17 protein-coding genes and 2 pseudogenes are annotated in these 26016 nt (G+C 64.1%); 5 read left to right on the forward strand and 14 right to left on the reverse strand.

The window, feature by feature from the left end; all coding sequences use genetic code 11:
* Positions 1 to 13 precede the first annotated feature (13 nt).
* The 6 genes from CMC5_RS14080 to CMC5_RS44470 form a co-directional block, all read right to left on the reverse strand.
* Positions 14 to 1792, reverse strand: a complete 1779-nt coding sequence (locus CMC5_RS14080; protein ID WP_050430905.1) for a hypothetical protein — start codon at positions 1790 to 1792, stop codon at positions 14 to 16.
* A gap of 689 nt (positions 1793 to 2481) precedes the next feature.
* On the reverse strand, positions 2482 to 2856 hold the full coding sequence (locus tag CMC5_RS46480; RefSeq protein ID WP_050430906.1) for a hypothetical protein: 375 nt from the start codon (positions 2854 to 2856) through the stop codon (positions 2482 to 2484).
* Between the two features lie 272 nt (positions 2857 to 3128).
* A complete protein-coding gene (locus CMC5_RS44465; protein ID WP_156338570.1) occupies positions 3129 to 3518 on the reverse strand; it encodes a hypothetical protein in 390 nt (129 codons plus the stop codon).
* A 17-nt stretch (positions 3519 to 3535) separates the two neighbouring features.
* Positions 3536 to 3736, reverse strand: coding sequence for a hypothetical protein (locus CMC5_RS14090; protein WP_050430907.1), 201 nt, complete (start codon positions 3734 to 3736; stop codon positions 3536 to 3538).
* Positions 3730 to 4089, reverse strand: a complete 360-nt coding sequence (gene tnpA, locus CMC5_RS14095; RefSeq protein ID WP_050430908.1) for an IS66 family insertion sequence element accessory protein TnpA — start codon at positions 4087 to 4089, stop codon at positions 3730 to 3732. Before tnpA (CMC5_RS14095) ends, CMC5_RS14090 begins: the two co-directional genes overlap by 7 nt.
* Positions 4090 to 4423: 334 nt before the next feature.
* The gene (locus tag CMC5_RS44470) at positions 4424 to 4915 is read right to left on the reverse strand and encodes a hypothetical protein (RefSeq protein WP_156338571.1); all 492 of its coding nucleotides are present in this window, start codon (positions 4913 to 4915) and stop codon (positions 4424 to 4426) included.
* 176 nt (positions 4916 to 5091) lie between these two features.
* Here CMC5_RS44470 and CMC5_RS49145 point away from each other — a divergent pair, with 176 nt between their 5' ends.
* On the forward strand, positions 5092 to 5640 hold the full coding sequence (locus tag CMC5_RS49145) for a helix-turn-helix domain-containing protein (protein ID WP_082362477.1): 549 nt from the start codon (positions 5092 to 5094) through the stop codon (positions 5638 to 5640).
* 13 nt (positions 5641 to 5653) lie between these two features.
* A complete protein-coding gene (locus tag CMC5_RS14110; RefSeq protein WP_050430911.1) occupies positions 5654 to 6205 on the forward strand; it encodes a transposase in 552 nt (183 codons plus the stop codon).
* 49 nt (positions 6206 to 6254) lie between these two features.
* On the opposite strand, the pseudogene CMC5_RS42520 reads toward CMC5_RS14110, so the two are convergent.
* Positions 6255 to 7018: pseudogene (locus tag CMC5_RS42520) on the reverse strand (IS5 family transposase); the annotation flags it as partial.
* Positions 7019 to 7423: 405 nt separating this feature from the next.
* On the opposite strand from CMC5_RS42520, the gene tnpA (CMC5_RS49150) reads away from it, so the two are divergent.
* The gene (gene tnpA, locus CMC5_RS49150; RefSeq protein ID WP_050430912.1) at positions 7424 to 7711 is read left to right on the forward strand and encodes an IS66 family insertion sequence element accessory protein TnpA; all 288 of its coding nucleotides are present in this window, start codon (positions 7424 to 7426) and stop codon (positions 7709 to 7711) included.
* A 1432-nt stretch (positions 7712 to 9143) separates the two neighbouring features.
* Here the strand turns inward: tnpA (CMC5_RS49150) and CMC5_RS14120 are convergent.
* The 5 genes and pseudogenes from CMC5_RS14120 to CMC5_RS14130 all read right to left on the reverse strand — a co-directional run.
* A pseudogene (locus tag CMC5_RS14120) lies at positions 9144 to 9893 on the reverse strand (IS630 family transposase); the annotation flags it as partial.
* A complete protein-coding gene (locus CMC5_RS49155; RefSeq protein ID WP_082362478.1) occupies positions 9829 to 10188 on the reverse strand; it encodes a helix-turn-helix domain-containing protein in 360 nt (119 codons plus the stop codon). The gene CMC5_RS49155 and the pseudogene CMC5_RS14120, both read right to left, overlap by 65 nt.
* 193 nt (positions 10189 to 10381) lie before the next feature.
* Positions 10382 to 10747: a hypothetical protein gene (locus CMC5_RS44475; RefSeq protein ID WP_156338574.1), complete on the reverse strand. Its 366-nt coding sequence runs from the start codon at positions 10745 to 10747 to the stop codon at positions 10382 to 10384.
* Entirely contained in the window at positions 10744 to 18117 is a 7374-nt protein-coding gene (locus CMC5_RS14125; protein WP_050430914.1) for a SpvB/TcaC N-terminal domain-containing protein, read from the reverse strand. Before CMC5_RS14125 ends, CMC5_RS44475 begins: the two co-directional genes overlap by 4 nt.
* 608 nt (positions 18118 to 18725) lie before the next feature.
* Positions 18726 to 19607 (reverse strand): hypothetical protein, encoded by an 882-nt coding sequence (locus tag CMC5_RS14130; RefSeq protein WP_050430915.1) that lies wholly within the window; start codon positions 19605 to 19607, stop codon positions 18726 to 18728.
* A 1855-nt stretch (positions 19608 to 21462) separates the two neighbouring features.
* Here CMC5_RS14130 and CMC5_RS14140 point away from each other — a divergent pair.
* Positions 21463 to 21969, forward strand: coding sequence for a hypothetical protein (locus CMC5_RS14140; RefSeq protein ID WP_050430917.1), 507 nt, complete (start codon positions 21463 to 21465; stop codon positions 21967 to 21969).
* A 365-nt stretch (positions 21970 to 22334) separates the two neighbouring features.
* On the opposite strand, the gene CMC5_RS14145 is transcribed toward CMC5_RS14140, so the two are convergent.
* Both CMC5_RS14145 and CMC5_RS14150 read right to left on the reverse strand, forming a co-directional pair.
* Positions 22335 to 23555, reverse strand: coding sequence for a DUF1444 domain-containing protein (locus CMC5_RS14145; RefSeq protein WP_050430918.1), 1221 nt, complete (start codon positions 23553 to 23555; stop codon positions 22335 to 22337).
* Positions 23556 to 23568: 13 nt separating this feature from the next.
* Positions 23569 to 24165, reverse strand: a complete 597-nt coding sequence (locus CMC5_RS14150) for a hypothetical protein (protein ID WP_050430919.1) — start codon at positions 24163 to 24165, stop codon at positions 23569 to 23571.
* Between the two features lie 157 nt (positions 24166 to 24322).
* Here CMC5_RS14150 and CMC5_RS14155 point away from each other — a divergent pair, with 157 nt between their 5' ends.
* The gene (locus tag CMC5_RS14155; RefSeq protein WP_050430920.1) at positions 24323 to 25948 is read left to right on the forward strand and encodes a long-chain fatty acid--CoA ligase; all 1626 of its coding nucleotides are present in this window, start codon (positions 24323 to 24325) and stop codon (positions 25946 to 25948) included.
* Positions 25949 to 26016 lie beyond the last annotated feature (68 nt).

The following is a 26016-nucleotide window of genomic DNA, read 5'->3' on the forward strand; positions in this document are numbered from 1 at the left end:
GCCACGGGTTCTGTTAGGCACTCTTAATGGTGCTGAGGGGTCGGTTGAGAGCGTCGTAGGTAGCAGCGCTGGTGAAGGTCTCGACCTCCAGGGCAGCGGCCGGGGTCGCTGCCCAGTCGAGCTGGTTCTGGTAGTCGACGGCCAGGGTGCGGGTGCTGCCGAGCAGGTTGCCCTTGAAGTCGAAGCCATCGCTGGTGACGAGGCCGGCGCCGTCGAACTGCTGGTAGACCTTGCCGCGCAGGTTGAGGGTGGCCGCGCTGGGGACGCCCTCGCCGTAGACGGTGCGCTCGGCGAGCACCTCGGGGTCGATGCCCTGCTGCACCCACAGGCCGGTGGGCCTGCGGAGCACGTCGTAGGTGGTCCGGAGGGTGTGGCCGCGGCTGTCCCATCCGCGCAGGGGGCTCCCGAGCACGTCCGAGAGCATCCAGCGGGGGCCAGCGTCGACGCTGTGCTGGTGGACCTTGCGACCGGCCACGTCGAAGGTGTGGACCATGCAGTCGTTGCCGCGGGCATCGGTGATGATGCGCGGGTTGCCCTCGAGGTCGAGCGTGCTCGTCGTATAGAGCTTCGTTCCACCTCCCAGGTCGGCGACGCTCACCACGGAGCGCCCGAGCGGGTCTACGTGGACAGCGGAGGGCGTGCCGGCATGCGCTGCGGCCAGGGTGGCGGCGCGCTGGTCGGCGGCGCTCGGCGTCGGGGTGGCTCCTGGCTGGCGGGCAGCAAACCAGAGGTTGCCCTCGTCGAGCACGGTGTCGTTGGCATCCCACGACGTTTGCGACCAGGGCGAGAACTCCACCCGCGCGCAGGTGCCATCCGGGAAGTCGGTCCGCACGAGCCGCCCCAGAGGGTCATAGCGAAGGACCGGCGTCACGCCCCAGTGCACGAGCACCTCGTCGTCCTCGAACTCGAAGGTGCTGCTGAAGTAGGGCTCGTACTGCTTGATGGGGTTGCCCTTGTTGTCGACGACGGTGCGGCCGTTGCCGCCCCACCGCGGAGTCGCTGTCGCCATCTCGGGCTTGCCGTCGAGGCCGAGCACGGGGTGACCCTGCTCGTCGAGCAAAGGCGCCAGGCCCGGGGGGGCCTGGACCTTGCGCATGATTTCGCGGCCCGACCCGTCGGAGTACGTGTAGCTCTCCTGCCAGCGGGTGTTCGGGTCTCCGTGGGTCTCGCGGGCGCGGGCGTGGATGACGCCAGGCTTGCCGGTGTTCATGTACCGGAACAGGTCGATCTCCAGCGTGGTGGTCGGATCGTCGAGCGTGTCGCCGTCGGGGCTCCCGAGCTTCCCCATCAACGCCGTGGCGATGACCATTCCCAGGGCGACGAGCTGTACGGCGCCACGGTTGCCATTGGGGTCCGTGATCATCACGGGTGACAGGACACGGTAATCGTTGGTGACGACCACCTCATTGCCCAGCGCGTCCTCGGTGCGCTCCACCAGCAGGTGGTAATCGTCGTACTCGACCGTGCTGACGGTCCCCCAGGGATCGATCACCGAGGTGGGCAGGAAGAACTTCGCCGCATCGAAGATCTGCCGCCCGGAGGGGATCCACCATCCCGCTTCATCGGGGAGCTGCACATAGCCACCTTCGAGCAGGATCGCCGAGGTGACCCGCGTCGAGCCGTCATTGAAGGTGGTGTCGATCTGCCCCAGCGTGAGGGCGAGCTGATAGCTCTCGTAGGGAATCGCATGCACGTCCGCCACGCCCAGCGCGAGGGGGGCCGGCAGGTCGTCGCTGTCCTGATAGCGCACGCGCAGGTCCTCGATGAGCCGCCGCTCGGGCAGCGATGGCATCGGCGCGCCGCCGGACGGAGGCCATAAGGCATGCGAGCGCGGTGCGTGCGAAAGTACTTCAGCTCGGTGGCGAGACTTTGACGACGTGGGTGTTGCTTCGTCAGGTGCACCAGCGAGCGGATGATCTTCGCAACACCTTTGGGATCCTCCAGCAGCACGTGCCGTAGCTTCTCGAACTGCGCACGGCACTTCACCGAGCCCTCACCGTAGGCGGCGACGAGGGCCGCATGGAGGTGCTGGGCGGCGTGGTAGAAGTCGACGACCTCGACCCCCTCGGGCAGCGCTTCGTGCAGAAACGTCCAGTTGTCTTTGGCGCCATCAGCGACCTTGACCACGGTGAGATCGGAGCGCTGGCGCAAGGCCACGCTGAGCTCCTCCGAGAGGATCGACTTGAGCGTCGCCTTACGGCACTCGGGCATCCTGCCGATTTGAACGGTGCTCAGGCGCTCTCCCTCGGCATCGTAGAACGAAACCGTCCCACATCCGACCTCCTGAAAGCCTGCCGGCCCGCTCGCCGGTCTGTCTCCCTTGCTCTCGTGTACGCGCCCGCTTGGTCACCCCCTCGCCATCGCGCATCGGCACGAGAATGCCATCCAGCGAGACCGCTACGGCCACCGGTTCCTCAGGCACGATGGCCTGGTCACGAAGCTGCGACTCGAAGTCCTGCCGTTGCTCTTCCCATCGTTCGCTCAGCCGCTTCGGCAGTCGATCCAAGCTGCTCTTGCCGGGTTGCATGCGCCCCAGCTTCGCGCAGAGCTGGGCACTCTCCTGCGGCGTGTCGACATGTACGTCTCGGTGCAGCGCAGCACGCGCCGGTACGGCACCCCTTCGATCTGCACCACCGTCACGTCGACGTCCTGCCGCTGGAGTTCCTCGGCGAGGAGCTTCCGTTCGATCTCGGCCATCCGAGCGTGAAGCTGTCGTTCGAACTCACCGAAGTTGTCGACTGGCGCACCACGCCGGCTCTGCTCGACGAGCAGCTGCTCGAAGAGTGCCTTCGCTTCCGAGGGAATCTCAGTCCGGTGAGCGTGCGTCACGTCGTTGGCAGGCAGCCGGATTCTCATACCCATAATAATTCCGGCCAGCCGTGACAGTTTCTCCCCGGCTATCGAAAACGTGTCACCGCGTCGCCCCTTACGACCACTGACTCTACTTTGCCTGCCGCTCAGTTTGAAATCCGCACCCAATACGGTTCGCAACTACGCCGCGATAGGGACGCTGGCCTGCGTTCTCTGCTGGCTACGAATTCAAGGACACGCCATAGATCAACGGAGGAGATCCCCTGGAGTTGTTATCTCCGCCGAGCAGCTCGGCCTTCGTGTGTAGAGCTGCAATACTAGTCCGATGGCCCCGGTTCACCTTCCAAATCGTCACCGTCAAAGCCGGAGAGATCCTTATCGACTAGGACCGATACCGCCGCCGTCTCAGGATCAATCGCAACCTCAAAAAATATCTCTGTCCGTCGGGGCGTTTTAAACACAATCATTTTTTCCATAGTTTTTGGATCGGTTTTTACAATATACCAATTGTTGTCCAGTTGCTCCCATTGCTCACCTTCGAGAAGGGGTTCTTTGTATGAGACAGAGAATGAGACAATCCACCTCCTTTGGTTGTCGCTGCTGGTTGAAATAGAGGTGCTTTTTCTAAACCATTTGGGCCACGTTTCACGGGGATGAAGTCTCTCAAACTCCTCAGCTGCAAAAGCTATGGCTATATCATCGTCCATGCGACTTTTCTTCCTCGTCATTTCCTATTCTCCCGTCCGTAATATATTTCCATCGCCTTTCGGCGGTCTTCAATGTCGTAGACGATATCCTCTACCGGTGTTCTGGAAAACCTCTTGGGTGACTCTGCATCCTGCGCCGACAGGCCATCAAAGCCTTTGCGCAGGTCCGTGGGCTCCGCCGCGACGTAAACCCGCACCGACGGCGGGAGCATCAGCATGCGCCAGCGCCTCCAGCCACACGGAGCACCCGCGCCAGCGTCGTCGTGTCGAAGCCCTCCTGCACCCGTACGATGCACCCATTGGGGAGCGCCAGCTCGATGCCGGTTGCGGTGGCAGGCGACGGCGCCACCCCTGCGCGCGTCAGCTGGGCCTGTGGCGACTTGACGACTCGGACCGGGAGAAACCTCGGCGGTGTGCCCTGAAGCGCCGCTCCAGAGGACGTACGGAGCCTCGACGTCCACCAGTACAACGACTGGACCGTCAGCCCCTCCAACCCGGCAAACGCCTTTGCGCTCAAGCCGCTCTGCTTCCAGCGCTCTACCCGCTCACTCCACTCCGCTCGCGTCGCCATCCCAACCTCCAGTGCCGTCGATGGCCTCTGGAGTTACCCGCACGCACTCGGCTGGTCACGATGGCGGTGACCGGACGGATACGGCGAAGTTGCCGGCCGCCTGAAATTAGAGCCGCTACTCGAACAAGGCTATCATTGCTGTTTTGAATCAATAATTCGGACGAGCTGCAGGTGATTCGTAATAACTTGAGCCACCAGAGCCGAGCACTTCCGTGAATATGCTTGCTGATCATGTTCTGAAGGCCGTTGCCGGTCTACAAGGCGGCTCATGATGAGATTTGGGGGGATAGGCTCTTGGCCGTTCATACTGCATGCAAGAGGCGCGTCTTGGCCCTTATGATCTCACGAGCGCTGTGAGTTCTTCGTGCAACTGCGGTGCAAGAACCTCGACCCAGCCGATGGACGCTTCGAAGTTCTCATCGATCCCCTGTTGAGCCAGAAGGCTGAATTCTTCGGGTATCCAAGACAGCAGCACTGGATGGCGACTATCATTATGCAGTGCTACTTCTTCTATAAAATCGACCCAGAGGTCGCAGTGTGGAAGGTTATGTCCGCCAAAAAACTCAGAACTTGCGACGCACGCCGCTCCATCCATCAGGTTATAAGATTTTACTACCAGCAGGAACCGTCCTGGCAGTAGCGGTGTTCGCGATGGTCCGGGCCATCCAGACTGTCTCAGCAGCTCGGCACGAGCATTCAGAAGCTTCGGCACGTGGTCCTCTGGTCGGACGGCTGCATCTTTTTCATTCACCGCAAGTCTGCTACGACGTTGAACCATTTTTTCTGGAGGAGCCGAGAGAGGCTTTTCCAGAACCCACCAAGCCATTGTTTCTGCTATCCGGATCGCCAGAGTAGGGTGTGTCATTTTTTTGCTCTCCGCTCACTCACTCAAGAGATTACCCAATTTATTAAGCAAAATTTCACGACCGAGCGCACTCGGATTTTTACTCTTATTCAGACGGCCGGTGACGTTGCCCGGGTGAGCCCTACGTTGGGCTCACCATGGTTCGCCTCGATCTCAGCAGCCGGGAGATCACTCAACTCGAGGAGATCTTCCAGACCACGACCGACCGCCGCTTCCGCAATCGGGTCCAGGCCATCCTGATGACCCATCGGGGCCGCACACAACCACAGATCGCAGCCGATCTGCTGGTGGACGAGCGTACGGTGCGGCGTTGGCTCACGGCCTGGCGCGACAAGCGACTCGAAGGCCTTCGAATCCACTGGGCGCCCGGAGCGCCCGCGCGGATCCGTGGGCCGCTTGTGGCAGAAGTCATCGAGTGGGTTCGCCTTGGACCTCAGGCGTGTGGCCTGAATCGGGCCAACTGGACCCGTGCTGAGCTGGCGCAGCACCTGTGGAGGACCCATGGCGTTCGCGTTGCGGAGCGCAGCATGCGTCGCTTCTGCAGACGCCATGGCATTCGACCCTACCGACCCACCTACCGCTTCCTGCGGGCCGACACCGCCCAGCAAGCGCAGGCGCGTCGAGACCTCCGGAGGTTGAAGAAAAGAGGCGTCCAGAGGCGAATGCGTCCTGCTCAGCCAGGATGAAGCCCGCTTTCCGATGGTCCCGACCCTGGTACGCACGCTCGGCGTGAAAGGGCACCGGCCCATCGTGGGCACCCGCGACAACAAGGACCTGATCTACGTCTTCGTCTCGATGAACCTGGTCACGGGAAGGCTGACGACTCGCCTTCTCCCGAGTCAAACCAGGCATCGGCGCCGGTACGGCACACACAAGACGCGGCGACTGCAACAAGCGTTCGCTCGGCACCTGCGGGATGTGGCGCGCGCCTATCCGGCCCAGCGACACCGCCGTGTTGTGCTCACCATCGACAACGCTCCCTGGCATCGGGGCAAGCCTATCCAAGAGGTACTTGCACAGTTCCCTCATCTCGAACTGTATCGACTCCCCAGTTACAGCCCCCAGCTGAACTGTGTCGAACGGCTATGGAAACTGCTCCGGCGGCGAGCGACCCACAATCGTCTCTTCGAGCACCTGGCGGAGATGGCTCACGCTCTTCGCGGAAGTCTCAGCTACTTCCAGATGCTGCCGCGGCGCATCCTGTCCCTCGTCATGTCACCTCGCCGCCGGGCGAAGTTACCGGCCGCCTGAATTAGAGTGCCTAACAGAACCGGGACACGAATCTGAAGCAGAGCAGCGCTACGGCCAACATCAAGAAAGCACGGTGGATATCCGCCCGACGCTTGTACCTGATCACCAAGCGTCGGAAGCGGTGAAGCCAAGCGAGGGTGCGTTCCACCACCCACCGATGACGTCCAAGCCTTTGGGAGGACTCGATCCCTCGACGCGCAATCCGGGCACGGATGCCTCGACGCCGACACGCTTGGCGGCATCGCCGGTGGTCGTAGGCCTTGTCAGCGTGGAGTTTGGAGGGACGCTTGCGGGGTCGTCCACGCGGCCGACGGATGGGAGGCACCTTGTCCAAGAGGCGCTCGAATGGGATCGAATCGTGGACGTTGGCGCCAGTCAACTCGACCGCGAGTGGGACCCCTGACGCATCGACAAGAATGTGGTGGTTGCTGCCTGCTTTGCCGCGGTCGGTCGGGTTCGGTCCAATCTCCGCGCCCCCCTTTTTGCGGGTACGCTCGCGCTGTCCAGAGCTGCCCGGTTCCACGAGATTCGATCGGCACGACCCAACTCATCCAACAGAGCTTGATGGAGTTGCGGCCAGACCCCTGCTTCGTTCCAGTCTCTCAAGCGACGCCAGCAGGTCATCCCACTGCCACAGCCCATCTCTTGAGGCAGAAGTTCCCAAGGGATACCCGTCCTCAACACGAAGATGATACCGGCGAGTGCGTTCCGCGCTGGAACACGAGGCCGCCCGCCACGAGGCCTGGAAGGATCAGCCGGGATGAGAGGAGCGATTCTTTGCCAGAGTTCGTCAGGCACCAACTGCTTGCCCATGGCCCCAACCGTAGCCGCGCTTCGCTAGCGCGCCACGGGTTCTGTTAGGCACTCTTAATTGAGTCTTGCAGCAACGTCCTGTATGCGTCCCGGAGCCGGAATACCTCCTCAGCCGAAACGCCCAGGGCCCTAGCTTCTTCGACCGTGATCGACATAGCCATTTTAATCGAATCTTCAGTGCCCGTCAGACCTGTACCCCACTTCAATTTGTCGCTTAAATCATTCATGTCTTTGAGGCCAGGCGGAGCCTTCGTGAGTTCAAGCGCGGCCTCTTTTACAGTCATGGAAAGCGTTTGCGCTCCCCTTCCGGCAGGTCTTGAAGCGTATCCGTCCGGTCACCGCCATCGTGACCAGCGGTGTGCGAGCGGGTAACTCCAGAGGCCATCGAAGGCACTGGAGGTTGGGATGGCGACGCGAGCGGAGTGGAGTGAGCGGGTAGAGCGCTGGAAGCAGAGCGGCTTGAGCGCGAAGGCGTTTGCCGGGTTGGAGGGGTTGAAGGTCCAGTCGTTGTACTGGTGGACGTCGAGGCTCCGTACATCCTCTGGAACAGTGCTTCAGTGCACACCGCCGAGGTTTCTCCCGGTCCGAGTCGTCAAGTCGCCACAGGCCCAGCTGGCGCGCGCAGGGGTGGCGCCGTCGCCTGGCACCGCAACCGGCATCGAGCTACACCGGGCCGCCTTCGAGAGTTACTGAGAGTGGCCAGGGCTCCAAGATGCACGCGAGACGAGGATAAACCATCCTGCCTCCTTCACATCGTTGCGAAGCACCAAGAAGCGCTCACACTCGCAATCGGTGAATGCTGGTCTTCTGCAAAACGTGGACACTTGCTGCCGCTGGTCTCCGAGCAGATCGACAACAGTGAAAGGCTGCCACGCGAACTCGACGCCATCACGTGAACGCGCGATTCCCTCCGTCCCAGCACGCTCCACGTCACGAGAACAAGGAGGCTTGTGAAACACCAGCCGCGCAGAATTCGTGGCTTCTGAGGGGCGCACTGCAGCGACCTCCGATCTCAGGGACGACCCCTTCGAACAGCCCTCCAGGGTCCACAGGTTCCTCGTGCGCTGCGTGCCCACAGATGCGTGACACACCACCCCGCGTTGATCGACGACCATGAACGCCTCGCCGCGAGAGGGGTTTCGAGCACTGTAGCCTGGCACAGAGGAAATGAAGAGTGTCCCGTCCACCGCTGGAATGACTCGGAACACGTCGACCCCTTCCGGTTCCACGACTCCTTGCCCTGGTGAAAAACGATAGGCTTGGTACGAGTTGCAACGTTCGGCAGAATAAAATTCAAAGGCTCCTCCCCCATGAACGTCGTCGCCACTGTAAATGCGACGAACATGAACGTCTTCTGTGCCTTCCGGACAGGCGAGATCAATCTCCGCTGCCTTTCGCACATGAGCCACGAGGCCATCGTCAGCACGGAGTTCATGCGGCAAGTGCGCCACCGCGGACTTCGAGTCAATTGGAACAGGGGGAGGGCACTGGCCCTGGTTCACGGTGATGAGCATGTCATCACGTGTACCGGCGCACCCGACGCAAGCCGAGACCAGAGCTGCAACGATGGAATACCGCAGCGACATGGCAGATTTGTTCTCAGAAAGCATCGTCGGCTTGAATCCTCGCACAGCTGAACATGCTCGTCGAGCACGGCGGGTTTCAAGGCTGTTGTCGAACCAAGGTATTGGGCAGCAATGAGTTTCCGAGCTCGAGTCAAGTCCAGGAGGTCACCCGACCACCGCTCGAGTCAGCGGCGGCGAGCCTGGTGGCGGACACGCTGACCGGCGATCAGGATCGTGGCATCGGGCACCCTCTTCAACTTCCGCCAGCGTCTCATCGACCACGATCTGGACCGCGAATTGGTCAGTTCTCTAGCGCCGTTGGAGTAGGCCGTGTCGCGTCACCCTGCAGTTCAGGGCGAGCCGGCTTGAGCGCCTGTCGCCCAGCGCTGACCTCTCGGGACACGGACGGCCCAGATCGCCTTCCTCAACGGGTACGAGCCGATCCAGGGACGAACTCGGGGAACCGAGTACTAGTGCAGCCCTTCAGAAGTTGGATCGGGGTTGGTGGACCACGACTTGGGGCGGTAGGACCATTTGAAAGGCCGCCCCCGTTCATTGTGTCACCCCATATAGGCATGCACCTTCTGTTGTAGGTCTTGTTTGGAGGCGAAACTGCCTCGGGCAAGCACCTGGCGCTCCAGGTCGGAGAAGGCGCACTCGATCTGGTTGAGCCAAGAGGCATGCTTGGGTGTGAAGTGCCTCTGCCAGCGAGGGTGCGCTTCAAACCATTCAAGAACATCCTCGGTGGTGTGCGCCGATAGGTTGTCCATGATGATGTGACCGCGCTCCTTCGGGTAACAGGTGTCTACCCAGTCGAGCAGGTCCACGAAAGTTGCGCTGTCATGGCGCTCTGCGTGGAAGCCGAAGAGCTTGCCACGGCGCACATCGTAAGCCCCCATCAGCGTGACTGTGCCGTGACGGATGTACTCGAACTCTCGCCGAACAGGCCTGCCAGCTTGCATTGGATAGTCAGGGTAACGGCGCTCCAGCGCCTGCATCCCCGTCTTCTCGTCCACGCAGATGATGTGCTCGTGAGCCGGGCTATCGTAGTAGACGCGCAGCACATCATCGCGCTTGCTACGGAACTCGTCGTCTTGGGAAGTCATCCACATCCGCTGGCGATGTGGCTGCAACTCCGCGTCGTTGAGGATGCGACGCACACTCGAGTCGCTCACCTGGAGCTTGAGCGACCGTACATGCTCTCCGAGGAGCGAGATCGACCACTGCGTGACAGGGATGCCCACCTCAGAGGGAGGTCGGGTCGCCTCCGCCACTACCCGGATGCAATCCTGCTCCGAGAGAGAGCGAGCGCGGGCGCCCCGAGCGAGGAGCGTCCGTCAGTTTGGCCACCGGATCACCGGAGGAGAAGCGCCTTCGCCACTTCTCCACCGTGCGGCAGTGGACGCCCAAGAGCTGAGCAATATCCGGGGCGGGGACGCCATCTGCCATCAGGAGCAAGGCTTGCCCACGCTGAACAATTCGCTTCTCCGCCTTCGCTGGTCGAATCCGAGCCTCCACGCTCCGTCGCTGCTCATCGGAGAGGACCAGCGGCATAGTCGCTGGTCCTGGGTGTCTGCGATGAGCCCATGGCGCAGAGTCAATCATGCCTGCTGCCTACACCAGGTCACGATCCCCGGCCAAATTTCCGACGGACGGCAACGGCACTAGAGAGCCCTCTCTCGTCGAGCTATGGATGCATGTGAGTGGCAACCTCGTCGGATCAAAATCCACACAGCCACACTACCCTCGACCAGTCGGGTGAGCACTCTGCGTCCCCGCCTTGGTCGGAGGTCCAAGTTCAATTCGCTGTGGGAGAGACCATCGCCGAGACGTACAGCAGCTCCGTCCTCTTCACCAGCTCCGCTGTCAACGCGACCGCGTGTCGCAGTGTGTTGTGCGACGCGATGACCTCTGCTGGAGCACTTCGGAGAAATCGAAAAACATCCAGCCGCTCCTCATCGGTCAGTACGGGTCGTCCATAGAAGGTGTCTTCATCCTGCCTCCATTCCTGAACACTGGGCGCCCACTTGAGCAGGTACTGATAGAGCGTTTGCCACCAGGGATCCCAGTGAGTGTCCTCAGCGCATACGTAGAGGAATGAACGGGAGAGTTGTTGTGGTACGTCGATGCGGATCGTATGAATATGGCGACTTCGAATGGTCATTTGGCCCTTGCCGGTGGAATGTGGACGATTGTCCCATGCTGTCTTATCAGTTCGACTGCACCAGGTTGAAAAATCCACTCCATTTGCTTCGGCATGTCGCTGATGGGTCGCGGAGTTAGTTGCCCGAGCGATCGGATACGGTTTGTAATATCACGAGGTATTGCTATTGCAACGACACCAACCTCTCCTTGGCCGGCCTTGGCGACAGTGCGTTGGCCGAAGTGCAGAGCGACGTCCTCGAACATTGCCGTGAAAAGTCGTTTTCCCGCATGCGGAGTAAACTCAGCCGCAGTTTTCGATGTTGTTCCGTGGAGGAAAATTTCAACTTGATGTATCGGCTCGTCGATGTGCTGTGAGACTATCTCACGAATCCTTGCTTGTGAGACCAGCCGTTCCTGGGTGAGTCCGTAGTTCTCAGCGAGGCTTGCAAGCCTCTGCGCATCCGTAATAGGACGGCCGCCGCCGCCCGATCCAAAGCCAACCCACCCCGGCATCTTCCCTGCCGCCGCTCGCACTCCCGTGACAATCCCGCCCCACGGGACAAGGCTGAGTCCAGCCTGCATAACCTGAGAAAACGTTCGGCCGTCGCTGTAACTGTTGTCCAGCTGAAATTTGCGGAGACCCTCTGCTCCAGCCGACGGTGCTTTTTCACCATGGAGCCATTTCATATCGACGAACAACGATGCCACTACTATCGGCGGTCCAGCAGGCAGGGCCACCGAGGCAAGTACGAAGTGCCCTGCGTTCTCGATCAAATCGTGCTTCGCGCCAGTTTTTGCTGCTTTCCATTTCTCCTGCTTCGTTGCGGGAGTGGCGCGGGCTTTCAGGGCCTCCTCTCGTGCAGATTCGGCTCTGGCCTTCGCGGCTTCGGCTGCCTGCTGCCCTTGAGCCTTCTGCTCTGCGGGAGTGGCAGAGGGGAGGTCGAGTTGGGCAGCATTGACCTGATTGATTCTCTGGAGCGCCTCGAGCCCGTAGTTCGGATCGTCTTCGTGCGTTCCGCTCGGATCTCTCAGGCGGACAGGGTTTCCTCGTACATACCCGTAGAGATTCGGACCATCCACCAGTCCCATTGGATCTGTACTCGTCCACCTAGCGAGCCACGGCGCGTAGTAGCGTGCGCCGTGATAGTAGAGCCCCGTTTCCTCGTCCTTCTCCTTTCCGGTGTAGCGATACCGCCTCCAGCTGACTTCCGTCGCGCCCTTGGCCGACCAGTACGATGTCGTTCCGAATGGGTGGTATTCTTCGTAGGAGATGATGAGTCCGCTATCATCAAGTTCCAGTGTTGAGGAGCCCAGGTTGTTTTCTAGCTGGTAACGAATGCACGAATGTGGCGTCACGAGCGGGCCCGATGTCGCTACCGTCTTGGTCTCCACCATGGCGACGCGCCGCGTGCCATCCATCACATGGAGCGTTTCACGCTCCAGAACGAGGTCTTGGTTGAGCCCTTCCCTTCGGCGGTACAGCTCGTACCCTCCGAGGTAAGTGCGCTCCTCCGTGATGCCGCTGTGCTCGTAAACTTTACGGACGCGCGCCCCGGCAGCGTCGTACACGTAGTAGGCGGTTCCACCGCCTCCGAGGTCGATTGTTCGCTGCTGGTCCTTGAAATCCCACCCGATGCCTGCCAGGTGAGGCATGGCGGTCATATTGCCGTGAGCATCATATGTGTAGTGCGCCGAGTAAGGTGCTGGTGGAAAGTCTCCCGGGAGGCTGTTGGAGAGCAGCCGGTTGCTGTTGGCGTCGATCTCGCAATGGCGTGTCCACCCGCCCCCGACAGCTTGGTGCGCCATGGTGAGGATGTTGCCAACTTCGTCGTAGTCGTACGATTCCGTGTAGTTGCGGAGTGCTTGAGGGTCGTTGGGGTGAGCAGCCTCGACGAGCGGGAAGCCTTCGGCGTCCTGCTGGATGTTTGCGTTCTGGCCAGCGTGCTCGCGGCCCTCGGCGTGGATCAGGCGATAAAGGGCGTCGTATTCGTAGCGGGAGACGGGCTCGACAAGCTGGCTGTTGTGGTAGAGGTCCTGTTGCGCTTTGTCCTCGGTGAGGACGATGTTGCCGACAGGATCGTGGGTGTAGCGTAGGTCTTGCAGGACCACGCTGTCCGAGGTGCGCGTGGTCTCGAGGCGCGTGAGTCGAGAGGTGAGGCGATTATAGGTGTATTCGGTGATAATCCCGTTGCCGTAGAAGATGCGCTCGCGCTGGCCCTTGGCGCTGTAGGCGATGTGGTCGACAAAGGAGGTCGGGGTGAGGGCGCCACGCAGCCGGACGTCGACGGCTTCGAGCTGGCCGGCTTCGTTGTACGTCGGCCGAGTCTCGCTCTGGTCGGGCTTGGTGGTGCTGACGGGCCGGTTGAGAGCGTCGTAAGCGGTGGTGCTGGTGAAGGTCTCGACCTCCAGCGCGGGGGCCGGGGTCGCGTTCCAGTCGAGCTGGTTCTGGTAGTCGACGGCCAGGGTGCGGGTGCTGCCGAGCAGATTGCCCTTGAAGTCGAAGCCATCGCTGGTGACGAGGCCGGCGCCGTCGTACTGCTGGTAGACCTTGCCGCGCAGGTTGAGGGTGGGCGCGCTGGGGACGCCCTCGCCGTAGATGGTGCGCTCGGCGAGCACCTCGGGGTCGATGCCCTGCTGCATCCACAGGCCGGTGGGCCGGCGGAGCACGTCGTAGGTGGTCCGGAGGGTGTGGCCGCGGCTGTCCCATCCGCGCAGGGGGCTCCCGAGCACGTCCGAGAGCATCCTGCGGGTGCCAGCGTCGATGCTGTGCTGGTGGACCTTTCGACCGGCCACGTCGAAGGTGTGGACCATGCAGTCGTTGCCGCGGGCATCGGTGATGATGACCGGGTTGCCCTCGAGGTCGAGCGTGCTCGTCGTATAGAGCTTCGTTCCACCTCCCAGGTCGGCGACGCTCACCACGGAGCGCCCGAGCGGGTCTACGTGGGCGATGGAGGGGGTGCCGGCATGGGCTGCGGCCAGGGTGGCGGCGCGCTGGTCGGCGGCGCTTGGCGTCGGGGTGGCTCCTGGCTGGCGGGCAGCAAACCAGAGGTTGCCCTCGTCGAGCACGGTGTCGTTGGCATCCCACGACGTTTGCGACCAGGGCGAGAACTCTACCCGCGCGCAGGTGCCATCCGGGAAGTCGGTCCGCACGAGCCGCCCCAGAGGGTCATAGCGAAGGACCGGCGTCACGCCCCAGTGCACCAGCACCTCGTCGTCCTCGAACTCGAAGGTGCTGCTGAAGTAGGGCTCGTACTGCTTGATGGGGTTGCCCTTGTTGTCGACGACGGTGCGGCCGTTGCCGACCCAGCGCGGAGTCGCCGTCGCCATCTCGGGCTTGCCGTCGAGGCCGAGCACGGGATGGCCATGCTCGTCGAGCAGGGGCGCCAGGCCCGGTGCGGCCTGGACCTTACGCATGATCTCGCGGCCCGACCCGTCGGAGTACGTGTAGCTCTCCTGCCAGCGGGTGTTCGGGTCTCCGTGGGTCTCGCGGGCGCGCGCGTGGATGACGCTGGGCTTGCCGGTGTTCATGTACCGGAACAGGTCGATCTCCAGCGTGGTGGTCGGCTCGTCGAGCGTGTCGCCGTCAAGGCTCCCGAGCTTCCCCATCACCGCCGTGGCGATGACCATCCCCAGGGCGTCGAGCTGCGCGGCGCTGCGGTTGCCATTGGGGTCCGTGATCGCCACGGTTGATAGCACGCGGTAATCGTTGGCAACGACCACCTCATTGCCGAGCGCATCCTCGGTGCGCTCCACGAGCAGGTGGTAATCGTCGTACTCGACCGTGCTGACGGTCCCCCAGGGATCGATCACGGAGGTGGGCAGGAAGAACTTCGCCGCATCGAAGACCTGCCGCCCGGAGGGGATCCACCATCCCGCTTCATCGGGGAGCTGCACATAGCCACCTTCGAGCAGGATCGCCGAGGTGACCCGCGTCGAGCCGTCATTGAAGGTGGTGTCGATCTGCCCCTGCGTGAGCGCGAGCTGATAGCTCTCGTAGGGGAGTGCGTGCACGTCCGCCACACCCAGCGCGAGGGGCGCTGGCAGGTTGCCACTGTCCTGATAGCGCACGCGCATGTCCTCGATGAGCCTCCGTTCGGGCAGCGAAGGCATCGGCGCGCCGCCGGTCGGAGGCCAGTCTTCATAAGCACGTGCAGCTTTCCCACGTGCCTCGGCGACCGCCGTGACGACGTCCTCGAAGGCATAAACCCCGGTGGGCGTGGTGAGGCCGTGCAGCTCGTAGGTGCGCGTGGAGATCGGGATGCCCAGGCGATACCCGTCCGACGCATTCGCCAGATGCACCACCTCGGTCTCCGTCAGCGTCACATGCAGCTCGTTCTGCGCTGCCACCGTGCTCGGCCCATGGCGCCTCGGGTACGCCACCGCGACACTCGCCCGCGCGACGCCGAAATCATCGACCTCGAGCGTGAACGCGTGCGACACCCGAGGATCGAGCCTCCCCTCTGCATCCTCGTGCCGCTCGTAGTACAGCGAGATCGCTTCCCGCGGCGACACCAGGAAGACCCCCGGCGTCTCTCCGCGCGCCGCTTGCTCCCGCCGCACCGCGTGACTGCTCTCCACCACCGAGTAGGGCCGCGTCTCCGCCTCCGACCCATCCAGCGCGTACACCTCCTGCCGCAGCGTCTGCCCTCGCAGCGCCCGACAGGCCTGCCGCATCTCGTCCGGCCTCAATCCAGCCGGCAAGATCGTATCCGGCAGCCGCGGCTCCTCCACGAGCCCCCCGCCGCCACCACGCTCGCCCTGATAGTACTCTTTCTCGTACTGCCGGCTGATCTCCGCCCCTTTCCGCCAGGCTCCCGTGTGCAGCCACGTCTTCGTCAGCACCGGCGGCTGCGGCAGCTCGCCATTGACCGGCGTCACCTCCGGAAACAGCCCCACCCCCCGCACCGCCGAGAATGCCTCGGTGTCCACCTGCTCCACGAGCCCGAACCCGCGGAACTCTCGCTCCTCCCCGTCGTAGTACCCGTGGTGATAGCGGTACTCCGACGCGAACCGCACCCGGCTCACGTGATCGTAGCTCTCCACCCGCTCGACCACGTGCACGGGGAACGGCAGCTTCGTCACCCACGGCGTCCCCGCCGCGCGATCCTGCAAGAAGAACTTCGTCGACGGCGCATACTGGAGCCTCGTTTCCAGCCCCAGGTTGTTCTTCACCGACGTCATCAGGTGCGGCTTCTTGCCGGCCAGCAGGTCCATGTAGCGCAGCGGTGCTGCCGCAAACCCGGGCAGAGGACTCGACCAGACGAGGCACCCCGTCCCCGTGCCGAGCAGGTCGAGCACGGCAAAGGTCGAGTGAAGGCTATGGTCCGGCATGCTCGGGAACTTCACCCCGGCGCCCAAGCCATTCCCCGCCTGGTTCGGGTACCACCAGATCCCGTCCCCGCGCACGTACAGCACATCGGTCGTCCCCGACCCGTCCACGTCCGCCAGCCGCACCCGCCGAGGATCGAACTTGTCCGCATGATCGAACCACGGCGCGCCGTGCAAGATCACCTTCGCGCCGAAGCGCCCGTGCCCCAGGTTCGGCCAGTAGCAAACATTGCCATTCGTGACCCGGACCAGATCGCTGAGCCCATCCCCGCTCATGTCGGCCAGGAACACCGTGTGGTGCCCGTCGGTGAACAAGAGCGCCGCCCCTCGCTCCCCATCACGTGGTGCCGCCAGCGTCACCGGCGGCTCGAACCCGCCCTTGGCCCGCGACGGATACCAGACCAGCGTCGTCCCCCGTGCAATGAGCACGTCATCGGACCCATCGCCATTCAGGTCGACGAACTGAAGGTTCGGGTCCGACCAGTCGATGACGGGCTGCGCCGGAAACGCTCGAAACGGCGCCCACGCCTCCTCCTCGGTTCGATCGAAATACCCCGCCACGGGCCGCTCGAAGAAGACCATCTCCTTCTGCCCATCGGCGTCCAGATCCAGCACCTGCAAGCCGCTCGCGCCGAGCGAAGGCCTCGACGGCAAGGCGCGCGCCGGCCCGAGCTGTCCCGCACCCAGGTTTCGCTTGTACAGCAGCGCGCTCCCTTGCCGCACCAGCAACCCCGGGAGCCCCTCGCCATCCAGATCGACCCACTGCGTCGACCCCTGAAGAGCACCCGCGAGGTCGCGCACGCTCTCCTTGTCGAGGAAGCGAACGGTGGTATCGAGCTCCGGCTCCGAATACCCGAACTCCACCGGCGGGAACGATTTCTTCTGGTAGCCGCTGCCGTTCGAATTCCGAACGTAACCCGAGTGCGTCACCGCCGTGAGCTTGGAGAGGACCGGGTTGTCGTCGTAAACGAAGTCCGTCGAGCGCACGAGCGTGGGCGCAAAGTCCCCCGGGGCGCTGGAGGTGGCCTCGGGGTCCAGCTCCGCCATGTGGTGGAACATCAGCACCCGCCGGCACAGCCGCGCGGTGCGCACCTCGAACCCGGCGCGGTACGTCGAGAAGGGATCCTGCCGCCGCGACCACGGCTGGACCTCCTCGGGCGTCGGCACGGCCTCGTCGTGCTCGCCATAATCGAAGACGACCTCGAACAGCATCGTCTCGTCATCCCCTGGCGTCACATTGCCGTAGCGAATGCGCTTCAGGTGCCGGTTGGCCTCCGGCGAGAGCCCCGCATGACGGTGCGCCTCGTACGTCGCTGCCTGCGACGCTCCCGCCAGGTCCTCGGCCTTGTACTCATAGGTCGTCACATGGCCCCGGTCGTCGCGCGTCTCCTCCAGGAGCCACGCGAAGACCCGCCGGGCATTCTTCGGGTCTGCAATGCGGCCCTCGTCCGCCTTGCCATAGAGGCTGGTGACGTTGTCGCGTGTCGTCACCTTCCAGTACGTGCGACCCGTGGTGGTGTTCGTCCGCCGCTCGATGCGCGCGAACAGCCCCTCGGTCCGAGGTCGATAGCGCAGCACCGACTCGTCCCCGTCGATCTCGGGCGTCAACGCGCCATGCTCGTCCGGCACGGGGACCAGATCCTCCGCGCCTGACAGCACGAAGGTGTCGGACTCCAGCGCATCCTCGTAGCGCGGCAATCCCTTGTCGGTCTTGCGCGTGATCCGCGGCGCCGAGAGCTGCCATCCTGCACCGAACAGCCCATTCCCCGTGCTCGAATCGTACGACAGCCCGAGGTCCGGCTGCGCGCCCGCCCGACCCGGGCTGACCGCGATGGGAACGGTGAGAGAGCCGGTGCCCGTCGCCGGGCTGACCGAGAACTTCTCACCGATCCCGCGAATGGCCCCGCCGCCCTTGGGAAGGGAAGGGGACGGCGCTGCGACGGGCGTCAGCCTGCGCGGAGGCGAAGCTCCTGTGCCCTCTTCGGCACCGACTGCCCCGCTGCGAATCGTATGAGGCGAAGGCTGCATCGACACGTCGTCCGTGGGGCTTCGCGGATTCATGAGGCGTTCCTTTCAGTGGGGCGAGGCATGAGCGAGCCCAGGGACCTCTGACGGTCCCTCGCATGGGCAGCCTTGCTGAACTCCCGTGGAGAAGGCGGCGAGGGATCAAGCGAAGGTAGATTCTTTGGGGGAACGGAGTCCGTCATCCCTCCCGCTCAGGGAGTACACGGTGCTCGTGCGCATCGTCGACATCTGCCAATGCATGCCGAGATGAGCGCGTAAAGCGATTGCGGTCGGCCCTCATGCAGAGCGACCCGGGCGAGTTCAGTTTGCCCCGTCGCTTCGGCGAGGGTCAATCATCGAACACCAGGCGAGATACCGCGACAGCGCCGTATCTCGTCGAATTTGGGATTTGTGTCTCGCGCGCGCACGAGTGGGTTGTGAACACTCGTCACGAAGAGTTCGTGCGAAAATGAGCGATATGGACGCCAGGGTGGATGCCGGCGATGGCTTGGACCCTCGCACCGTGCCCGCACTCGAGCGTCGCTCTGTCGCTCTCCTCGACTGTGAGGGTAGGGGGCGGGATCGCCGGGTCGCGTCTGGAAGTTGAGCGCCGCCCAGCGAGAGGTGGACGAAGGGGACGACGCCAGGAACTGGCGCTGACGGTCTCAGGAAGCTGTGGCGGTGAACAGCTCTCGGGCATCACGCACGAGCGCCGCCCGCCGGATCCAGCCGTCCAGTTCGGCGAGGTCCGTGCTGCCCAGGACCCGCTCGCGCACGTCCTGAGCGACTTCCAGCTCACGCGCTTCGAGGACCGCGATGACGTCCTCTGCCTTGGCTTTCAGCTCACCCTCCTTCTTGCCTTGCGCCACGTAGGATTTTGCGAAGTCGCTCTGATACTCGCGCCCAAGCCTCATGATCGCCTCCAGCCGTCGCCTCGCTGCCTCGTGGAGCGAGGATAGCACCAGGTCTGTATAGACCGCCCGCCGCTCCTCATCGAGCCCAGCGGTCACCGCCATGAATGCTTTGCCAATGGCTTCTCCTTTTTCTCCCCTCCCATGCGCCATGGCCGAGAGCACCACGTCTTCGGGGGAAGCCCGGGCTTGCTCGGGGTCGGTCACGACGGGAATGCCTTCGGGGCCGAGGACGATGGGCGTCAGCGACCAGCCCGGGTGACCCGTCTCGATCGGGCGAGCGCACCAGCGGGTCATGTTCGCATCGAGCGTCACCACCAGCAGTAAGGTGGGGCAGCGGTGCTGCGCTCTGGTCTGGATGACGTACACGGGCCAGGTGTACGGCTTGTCCGCGTCGGGGCCGAGCTGCACCTCGATGACGATGGCCCGCAGGGGCTGGCGCGCCTCGTCGTACAGCACCAGCACCAGGTCGGCGCGGCGGTTCGTGGGGATGAGCTCGGTCAGCTCGGCCATGTCGATGCTGGCTTCCTTGAAGGGGGGTAAGACGTGCCCGAGAGCGAGCCGGAGCTTTTCTGCGGCCAGTGTCGGCCGGTTCCGGAAGAGATCGACCAGGCCTTCGTGCGATAGCGAGGTCACGCAACCTTGTTCTCCTTTCGGCAAGGGGGCGTCTCGTGCTGAGCCGTTCACTGTCGGCCAGCCGCTGGCTGGTCCGCCTTCGGGCTCGCGGGGCGCATCCCCTGCATGAAGGAGTTACGAAGGGCGGTCTGATCTTGTCGTGACTCCTGGTTGCAGATTGTCCCACGCTGGAGCGATTGAACTCGTAATACGGCGATCGATGGGAATGCGGGAATGGGAAGGCTTTTCGTGTGGGGCAGCGAGGTTTCCGTCGGCGTAGCTGGGCTGTGGCTGGAAGCGGAAGTCCCTCCCGACGACACGAAGAAGGTTCACGTGGACACGAACGTCGTTCGTGCGACACGAAGGAACTTCCTGTGGACGTGAAGCGTAATCACGTCGCACGGTTTTTCTTCGTGTGGTCATGAAGATCGTTCGTGTCCACGTGAACCTTCTTCGTGTGGTCATGAAGTTTCTTCGTGCGACACGAAGATCTTTCGCGTGCTCACGAAGAACGACCGTGCGGCGTGAATGCGGTTCGTGTGGTCACGAAGATCGTTCACGTCGACACGAACGAACTTCGTGTCGCGTGAAGAGATTCCACGTCCACGTGAACGATCTTCGTGTCCACACGAAGCAAAACCGTGCGACGCGAAGTTGCTTCGTGTCCTCATGAAAAAACTTCGTGTGGTCACGAAGTGAATTCGTGTCCACGTGAGCCACCCTTCGTGTGGTCAGGAAGGGTGCTTCATGAGGACACGAAGATCGTTCGTGTGGTCAGGAAGGATGCTTCATGAGGACACGAAGTTTTTTCCTGCCCTCGTGAACGGTGGTTCACGTTGTCACGAAGATCGTTCGTGTGGTCAGGAAGGGTGCTTCATGAGGTCACGAAGATCGTTCGTGTGGTCAGGAAGGGTGCCTCATGAGGTCACGAAGATCGTTCGTGTGGTCAGGAAGGGTGCCTCATGAGGACACGAAGATCGTTCGTGTGGTCAGGAAGGCTCCTTCACGAGGACGCGGATGCAGCTCGCGTTGACAGAGAGTCTGGTTACATTGATGTAAGCGACCACCCAGTCGCGCAAGGGCGCCGTCATGCGCGCCGACTGCTCCGCACCTTCAGGTTCCAGAGCACAGACCTTCCGACTGATGCCTTGGTCTCCTCGTGAGACGTGGCGCCGTATCGTGAGTTCCTCGCGTCGAGGATGCGCTCTCTTCATCCAAGCGTTCGAATGGGTTCACGATTTGATCGTTCAACCGCGATCCGGGTCGCGTCCGAGAGCGCTCCCGCCCCTCGGCCATCGGCCCCACGCGACCTCTCGACGCGACGCTGTGAAGGCCATCCCGTGCGCCCAGGGCCTCCTGTCATCCTCCGCCGCGGATCTCCGACCAGAGCAAGTGGCATTCCACCTCAGACTGGCGTCGGCAATGGCTTCCAGCGGCTGCACATCAAGAATCGCGCCGCGAGCGACCTCACGCGCGCCGATTCCCACGCGCTGCTCGTTTTCTCTCGCAATCTCGCATCGATACAACATCGTGCGAACCGTCGGCCTGCCCCGCTCAGGATCGCGTCGCCCTCCTCGCCGGCAACTCCGAGGCGTGGCGGCGCCTCGACACCTTCGACCCTGCCGAGCAAGTCCCATTCCAGAGGGCTCGCCAATGTGCGCATCAATCACCCATTGCGCGCCGTCGTTGCACCGCCAGCATAAAAACGAAAAATCGTCATCCGGCTATTGACGGTTTCCGTTTCGAGCGCCATCTATGGGGCCGTGCGAAGCTGGTTTTTCACCAGCGCGTACATCCTTACCTTGCGCCCTCTTCTCGGAGGCGCGCCGCTTCCTTTCATCCCAATTCCAACATCAATCGTTCAGGAGTTTGCACCATGGCGAGCAGCATTGTTCAGCCGTACAAGGGCGCTCTCGTGCTGGATATCCAGCACCTGAGCAACGTGGTCGTCGACGTCGTTCCGGGGGCGACGCGGGGCCTTCGTCGAGAGAAAGAGGGGTGGGCGAGGGTCGACAAGGAGCTGTCGACCAACGTGCCATTCCAGGCCGAGCTTCTGGGCGTCGCGCCCGACATTTATGCACGGGTGGAGAGGCTGACGGAGCAGCTCGGCTCGGTTCGCGAGGCGCAGTTGTTCGTCAGCAAGCTGGCCCAGGTCCTCGACGAGACGGAGATCGTCCTCGAGGACGAGCGTGAGGGGGTCGTCGCGACGGTCGTCGATGCGGCGCGGCGGACCGCAAAGCGCAAGGATCCCACGGTGCTGGCGGCCTTCGAGCAGACCATTCGCTATCACGGGCAGGTGGCGCTGCGCGCCGCGAAGACGCGCCGCCGAAACGCCGAGGGGACCGAGGAAGAGTCGGAGTCGCAGGCGGACGCCGCCGAGTGAGGTAGGGCGCGGCGCCTGCGGGATTCTCAGCGGGCGCGGTCCTTGCGGGGCGCGGCGTGCGGGATTCTCCCTGGGCGCGGCCCTGCGGGGGGACGGCACGGTCGTGACCCGTCGGCGAGGCATGGCCATGGCGAGCCGTGAGGTGTCGCCGTGGCGCTTCGACGGCGAACGGCCGTGAGTGCTGGTGAATGAGGCCTCTCGGATGAATGCATCGGTACAGAGGCATTCGCTCGGATGGGCACCATGCATTCACCAGGTGGCCGCGCTCAGGCTGCCCATTCCCTGGAGCATTCGCGCAGCTTCAGAGCGCCCCGCCTGAATCGGCTCAGCGCAGCCAGCCTCTCCTCAGCGCAGCCAGCCCCGCCTCACTCCGCCACGCCCTTCTTCAGCGCCGCCAGCCGCTCTGCATCCGGGAACGCCTCCACCCGGTAGCGCGGCGGGTACGTCTCCACGGCCTCCAGTGCATCCCCCAGCACTTCGGCGACGTGCTCCCAGGGGCAGCACAGCATCTCCGCGTCCTCGGGGGCGTCGGGCTCCACGAACAGCACGTGGCCGGTCCTGGGCAACAGCGTGGGCTTGCCGGGTTGCAGGGCGCAGTAGGTCACCACGTCGTCGCCTTCGTCGTTCACCCGTGCCTGGTAGCTGGCGACGACCACGGATTCCTCGCGCTTCTCGTGCAGGGCGTCGAGGAGCTGCTTCTGGCGCAGGTACTCGGAGTTCAAGGTCGCCACGCGCAGGGCGGTGTACCGCGGGTACAAGGGGTGGTCGGGCTCGGGGACGAAGGGGACCCAGGTGTCGTCGTCGAGGAGGCAGACGGGGATGCAGGTGATGGCGCGGGGGGTCTCCATCACGGACTCGGTCATGGCGGCCATGGCGTCGAGGCCGGCGATGTCGTCGGTGCCGGTGATGATGAGGGTGTCGCGGTGGGCGACCATGGCGACGGGGTCGCCGCGGACGAGGAGGCGGCGGAGGGGGTCGACCAGCGTGAGGCGGGCGGCGTCGTGGTTGTCGCGCCAGGGGGAGACGTAGACGCCAGAGCGCACGCGCTCGAAGGGCTCCTGGCTGATGGTCTGGAGGTTCTGGCGGGCGATGGTCATCGCCTCCTCGAAGGGGATGCCCCACTGGGAGAAGGCGCTCTCGGGGACCTCGATGATGTGGTCGGGGAGGTCTTGCACCAGGCCGAGGGCGAGGTGCTCGGCGATGGGGCGAAAGAGGCCGCCGCGGGGGCCGGCGATGCCCTCGATCTCCAGGCGCAGGGGCATGGCCGTGTAGAAGAAGCGGTCGCGGACGCGCGGGAGGAGGCGCGGGAGGATGTCTTCGAGCCGGTCGCTCTCGGGGGAAGGAGCGGGGCCGATGGCGTAGCGGCGGAGGATCTCGCTGCGGAGGCGGCGCGGGGTGCGGAGGTATTCCTCGTAGCCGTTGGCGAGCCAGGCGACGGCGGCGGGTTCGTCGCCGATGCGGAGCTTGAAGCCCTGGGGCTCGTAGTGGATGGGGCGGGCCTCGCCCTTGGCCCGCATCGCCTTGATGATCATCTGGGCGAAGTCGTCCCGGGTGGGCTTGCCCCGGAGGCGATCCCAGAAACCCATCGAGCGCGGTCGCTCAGGTCGAGGCCGGCTTGGCCGACGCGGTGATGGGCACGAAGCTGCCGGTGCGGACGCGCTCGCCGCGGGCTTGCGCGGGGATGCCGGCCGGGTAGACGGTGACGCGCGCTTCGCCGACGGTCTGGCCGCGGCCGCGGACCCACTCTTCGCGCTCGGCGACCCAGGCGAGCACCGCCTCGCGGGCCTCGGGGGTGATGGGGCGGGTGTCGTTGACGTCCACCAGCTCCAGGTCGCGGTCGTAGCGGTAGCGGATCTCCATGGGGCGATCGGGCGGGGCGCTGGCCAGGGCGGCGCGGTGGGCCTCGGCGGTCGCTTGCTCGCGCTTCTGGGCCTCCTCGGCGCGCTTCTGGGCGTCTTCCAGGGCCTTGGTTTCGAGGGCCTGGGCCTTCTCGCGCTCCTCGTCGTCGAGGGGGCGGAGGGCAGCGCGCAGGCGGGCGTCGATCTCGTGGGCGAGGCCGGTCATGGCGACGCCCATGACTTCCTGGAAACGCGGGCGATCGTTGAGCCAGGTGATGGCCTCCTCCTCGGAAGGGAAGGAGGCGATGGAGCGGTCACCCGTGTCGAGGTCCCGGACCTGGAGGTCGATCGGCGGCATGCGCCCACGATCGCCGACTTGCTCACGGCGCGCAACGGGTACACGCGGGCGATCGGCACGGCGTACACTCGCCGTCCCCCGCGCGTCATGGCCGTGCGCGAAGGTCGGGCAGGTGTCGCCCGACCCAGAGGCGTGGGGATCACCGAAAGGATCGCCCATGCTGGCTGGACGCATGATGGATTTCCCGCTGACCGTGACGCACTTCCTCGACCGCGCGAAGAGCCTCTTCGGCGGCGTGGAGGTGGTGTCCCGGAACCCGGACCGCTCGCTGTCGAGGACGACGTACGCCGACATCTACCGCCGTTCGGCGCGGCTCGCCCACGCGTTGACGCGGCTCGGCGTGGCGCCCGGGGACCGGATCGGGACCCTGTGCTGGAACCACGCGCGGCACCTGGAGCTGTACCTGGCCGTACCGGCGATGGGCGCCGTGGTCCACACGCTGAACCTGCGGCTGCACCCCCGGGAGCTGGGGTACATCGCGAACCACGCGGGGGACCGGGTGATCGTGGTGGACCGGTCGCTGCTCAAGCTGTTCCGGGCCTTCAAGGACGCGGTGAAGACGCTGGAGCGGGTGATCGTGATCGGCGACGACGGGGAGGTCGAGGAGGCCGATGGGCTCGACTACGAGAAGCTGCTCGCGGCGGAGGCGGACGCGTTCCCGTGGCCGAAGCTCGACGAGCAGGCCGCGGCGATGATCTGTTACACGTCGGGCACGACGGGGGACCCGAAGGGGGTCATCTACACGCACCGGTCGATCGTGCTGCACACGCTGGCGTGTGCCATGGCGAGCGTGACGGGGGTCCGCGACTCGGACACGGTGCTGCCGGTGGTGCCGATGTTCCACGCGTCGGCGTGGGGGTTGCCGTACGTGGCGGTGGCGACGGGGGCGAAGCAGGTGATGCCCGGGCCGCACCTGGATCCGGCGTCGCTGCTGGAGCTGATGGCCGCCGAGAAGGTGACGGTGGCCGGCGGGGTGCCGACGATCTGGCTGGGGATGCTGGCGATGCTCGATCAGAGCCCGGGGAAGTGGGACCTGTCGTCGATGCGGGCGATGCTGATCGGGGGCTCGGCCGCACCACCGTCGCTGATCGATGGGTTCTGGCGTCGGCACAACCTGCGGGTGGTCCACGCCTGGGGGATGACGGAGCTGAGCCCGGTGGGGACGATGGCGCACGTGAAGGCGACGATGAAGCTCGACGAGGAAGCCGACCTCGCGGTGCGGTCGACGCAGGGCTACCCGCTGCTGTTCGTGGAGCAGCGGCACCGGGGCGAGGACGGGGAGCTGCTGCCCTGGGACGGGGAGAAGATGGGCGAGCTGGAGGTGCGCGGGCCGTGGGTGGCCGCGTCGTACCTGGGGGACGAGGGCGCCGATCGGTGGACCGAGGACGGGTGGTTCAAGACGGGCGACGTGGTGACCATCGACGCCGAGGGCTACGTGCGGATCACGGACCGCTCGAAGGACGTGGTGAAGTCGGGCGGGGAGTGGATCAGCTCGGTGGCGCTGGAGAACGCGCTGATGGCGCACCCGGCGGTGCTGGAGGCCGCGGTGTTCGCGGCGAAGCACACGAAGTGGGGGGAGCGTCCGCTCGCCGCGGTGGTGCTGAAGCCCGGGCAAGAGGCGACGAAGGAGTCGCTCTACGGTCAGCTCGAAGGGCAGTTCACGAAGTTCTGGATGCCGGACGACATCGTGTTCATCGAGCAGATCCCGCGGACGTCGACGGGGAAATTCCTGAAGACGAAGCTGCGTGAGCAGTACGGGGACTACCTGCTGAAGCAGGCGTAGGCGAGGGGAGGGCGCTCCGGGGGGGGGCGCCGGTTCGCCGAAGGCACCACGCGAGAGCGGGCCTTCAC

Origin of the sequence: Chondromyces crocatus (assembly GCF_001189295.1) — a bacterium.
Taxonomy (GTDB): Bacteria; Myxococcota_A; Polyangia; order Polyangiales; family Polyangiaceae; genus Chondromyces; species Chondromyces crocatus.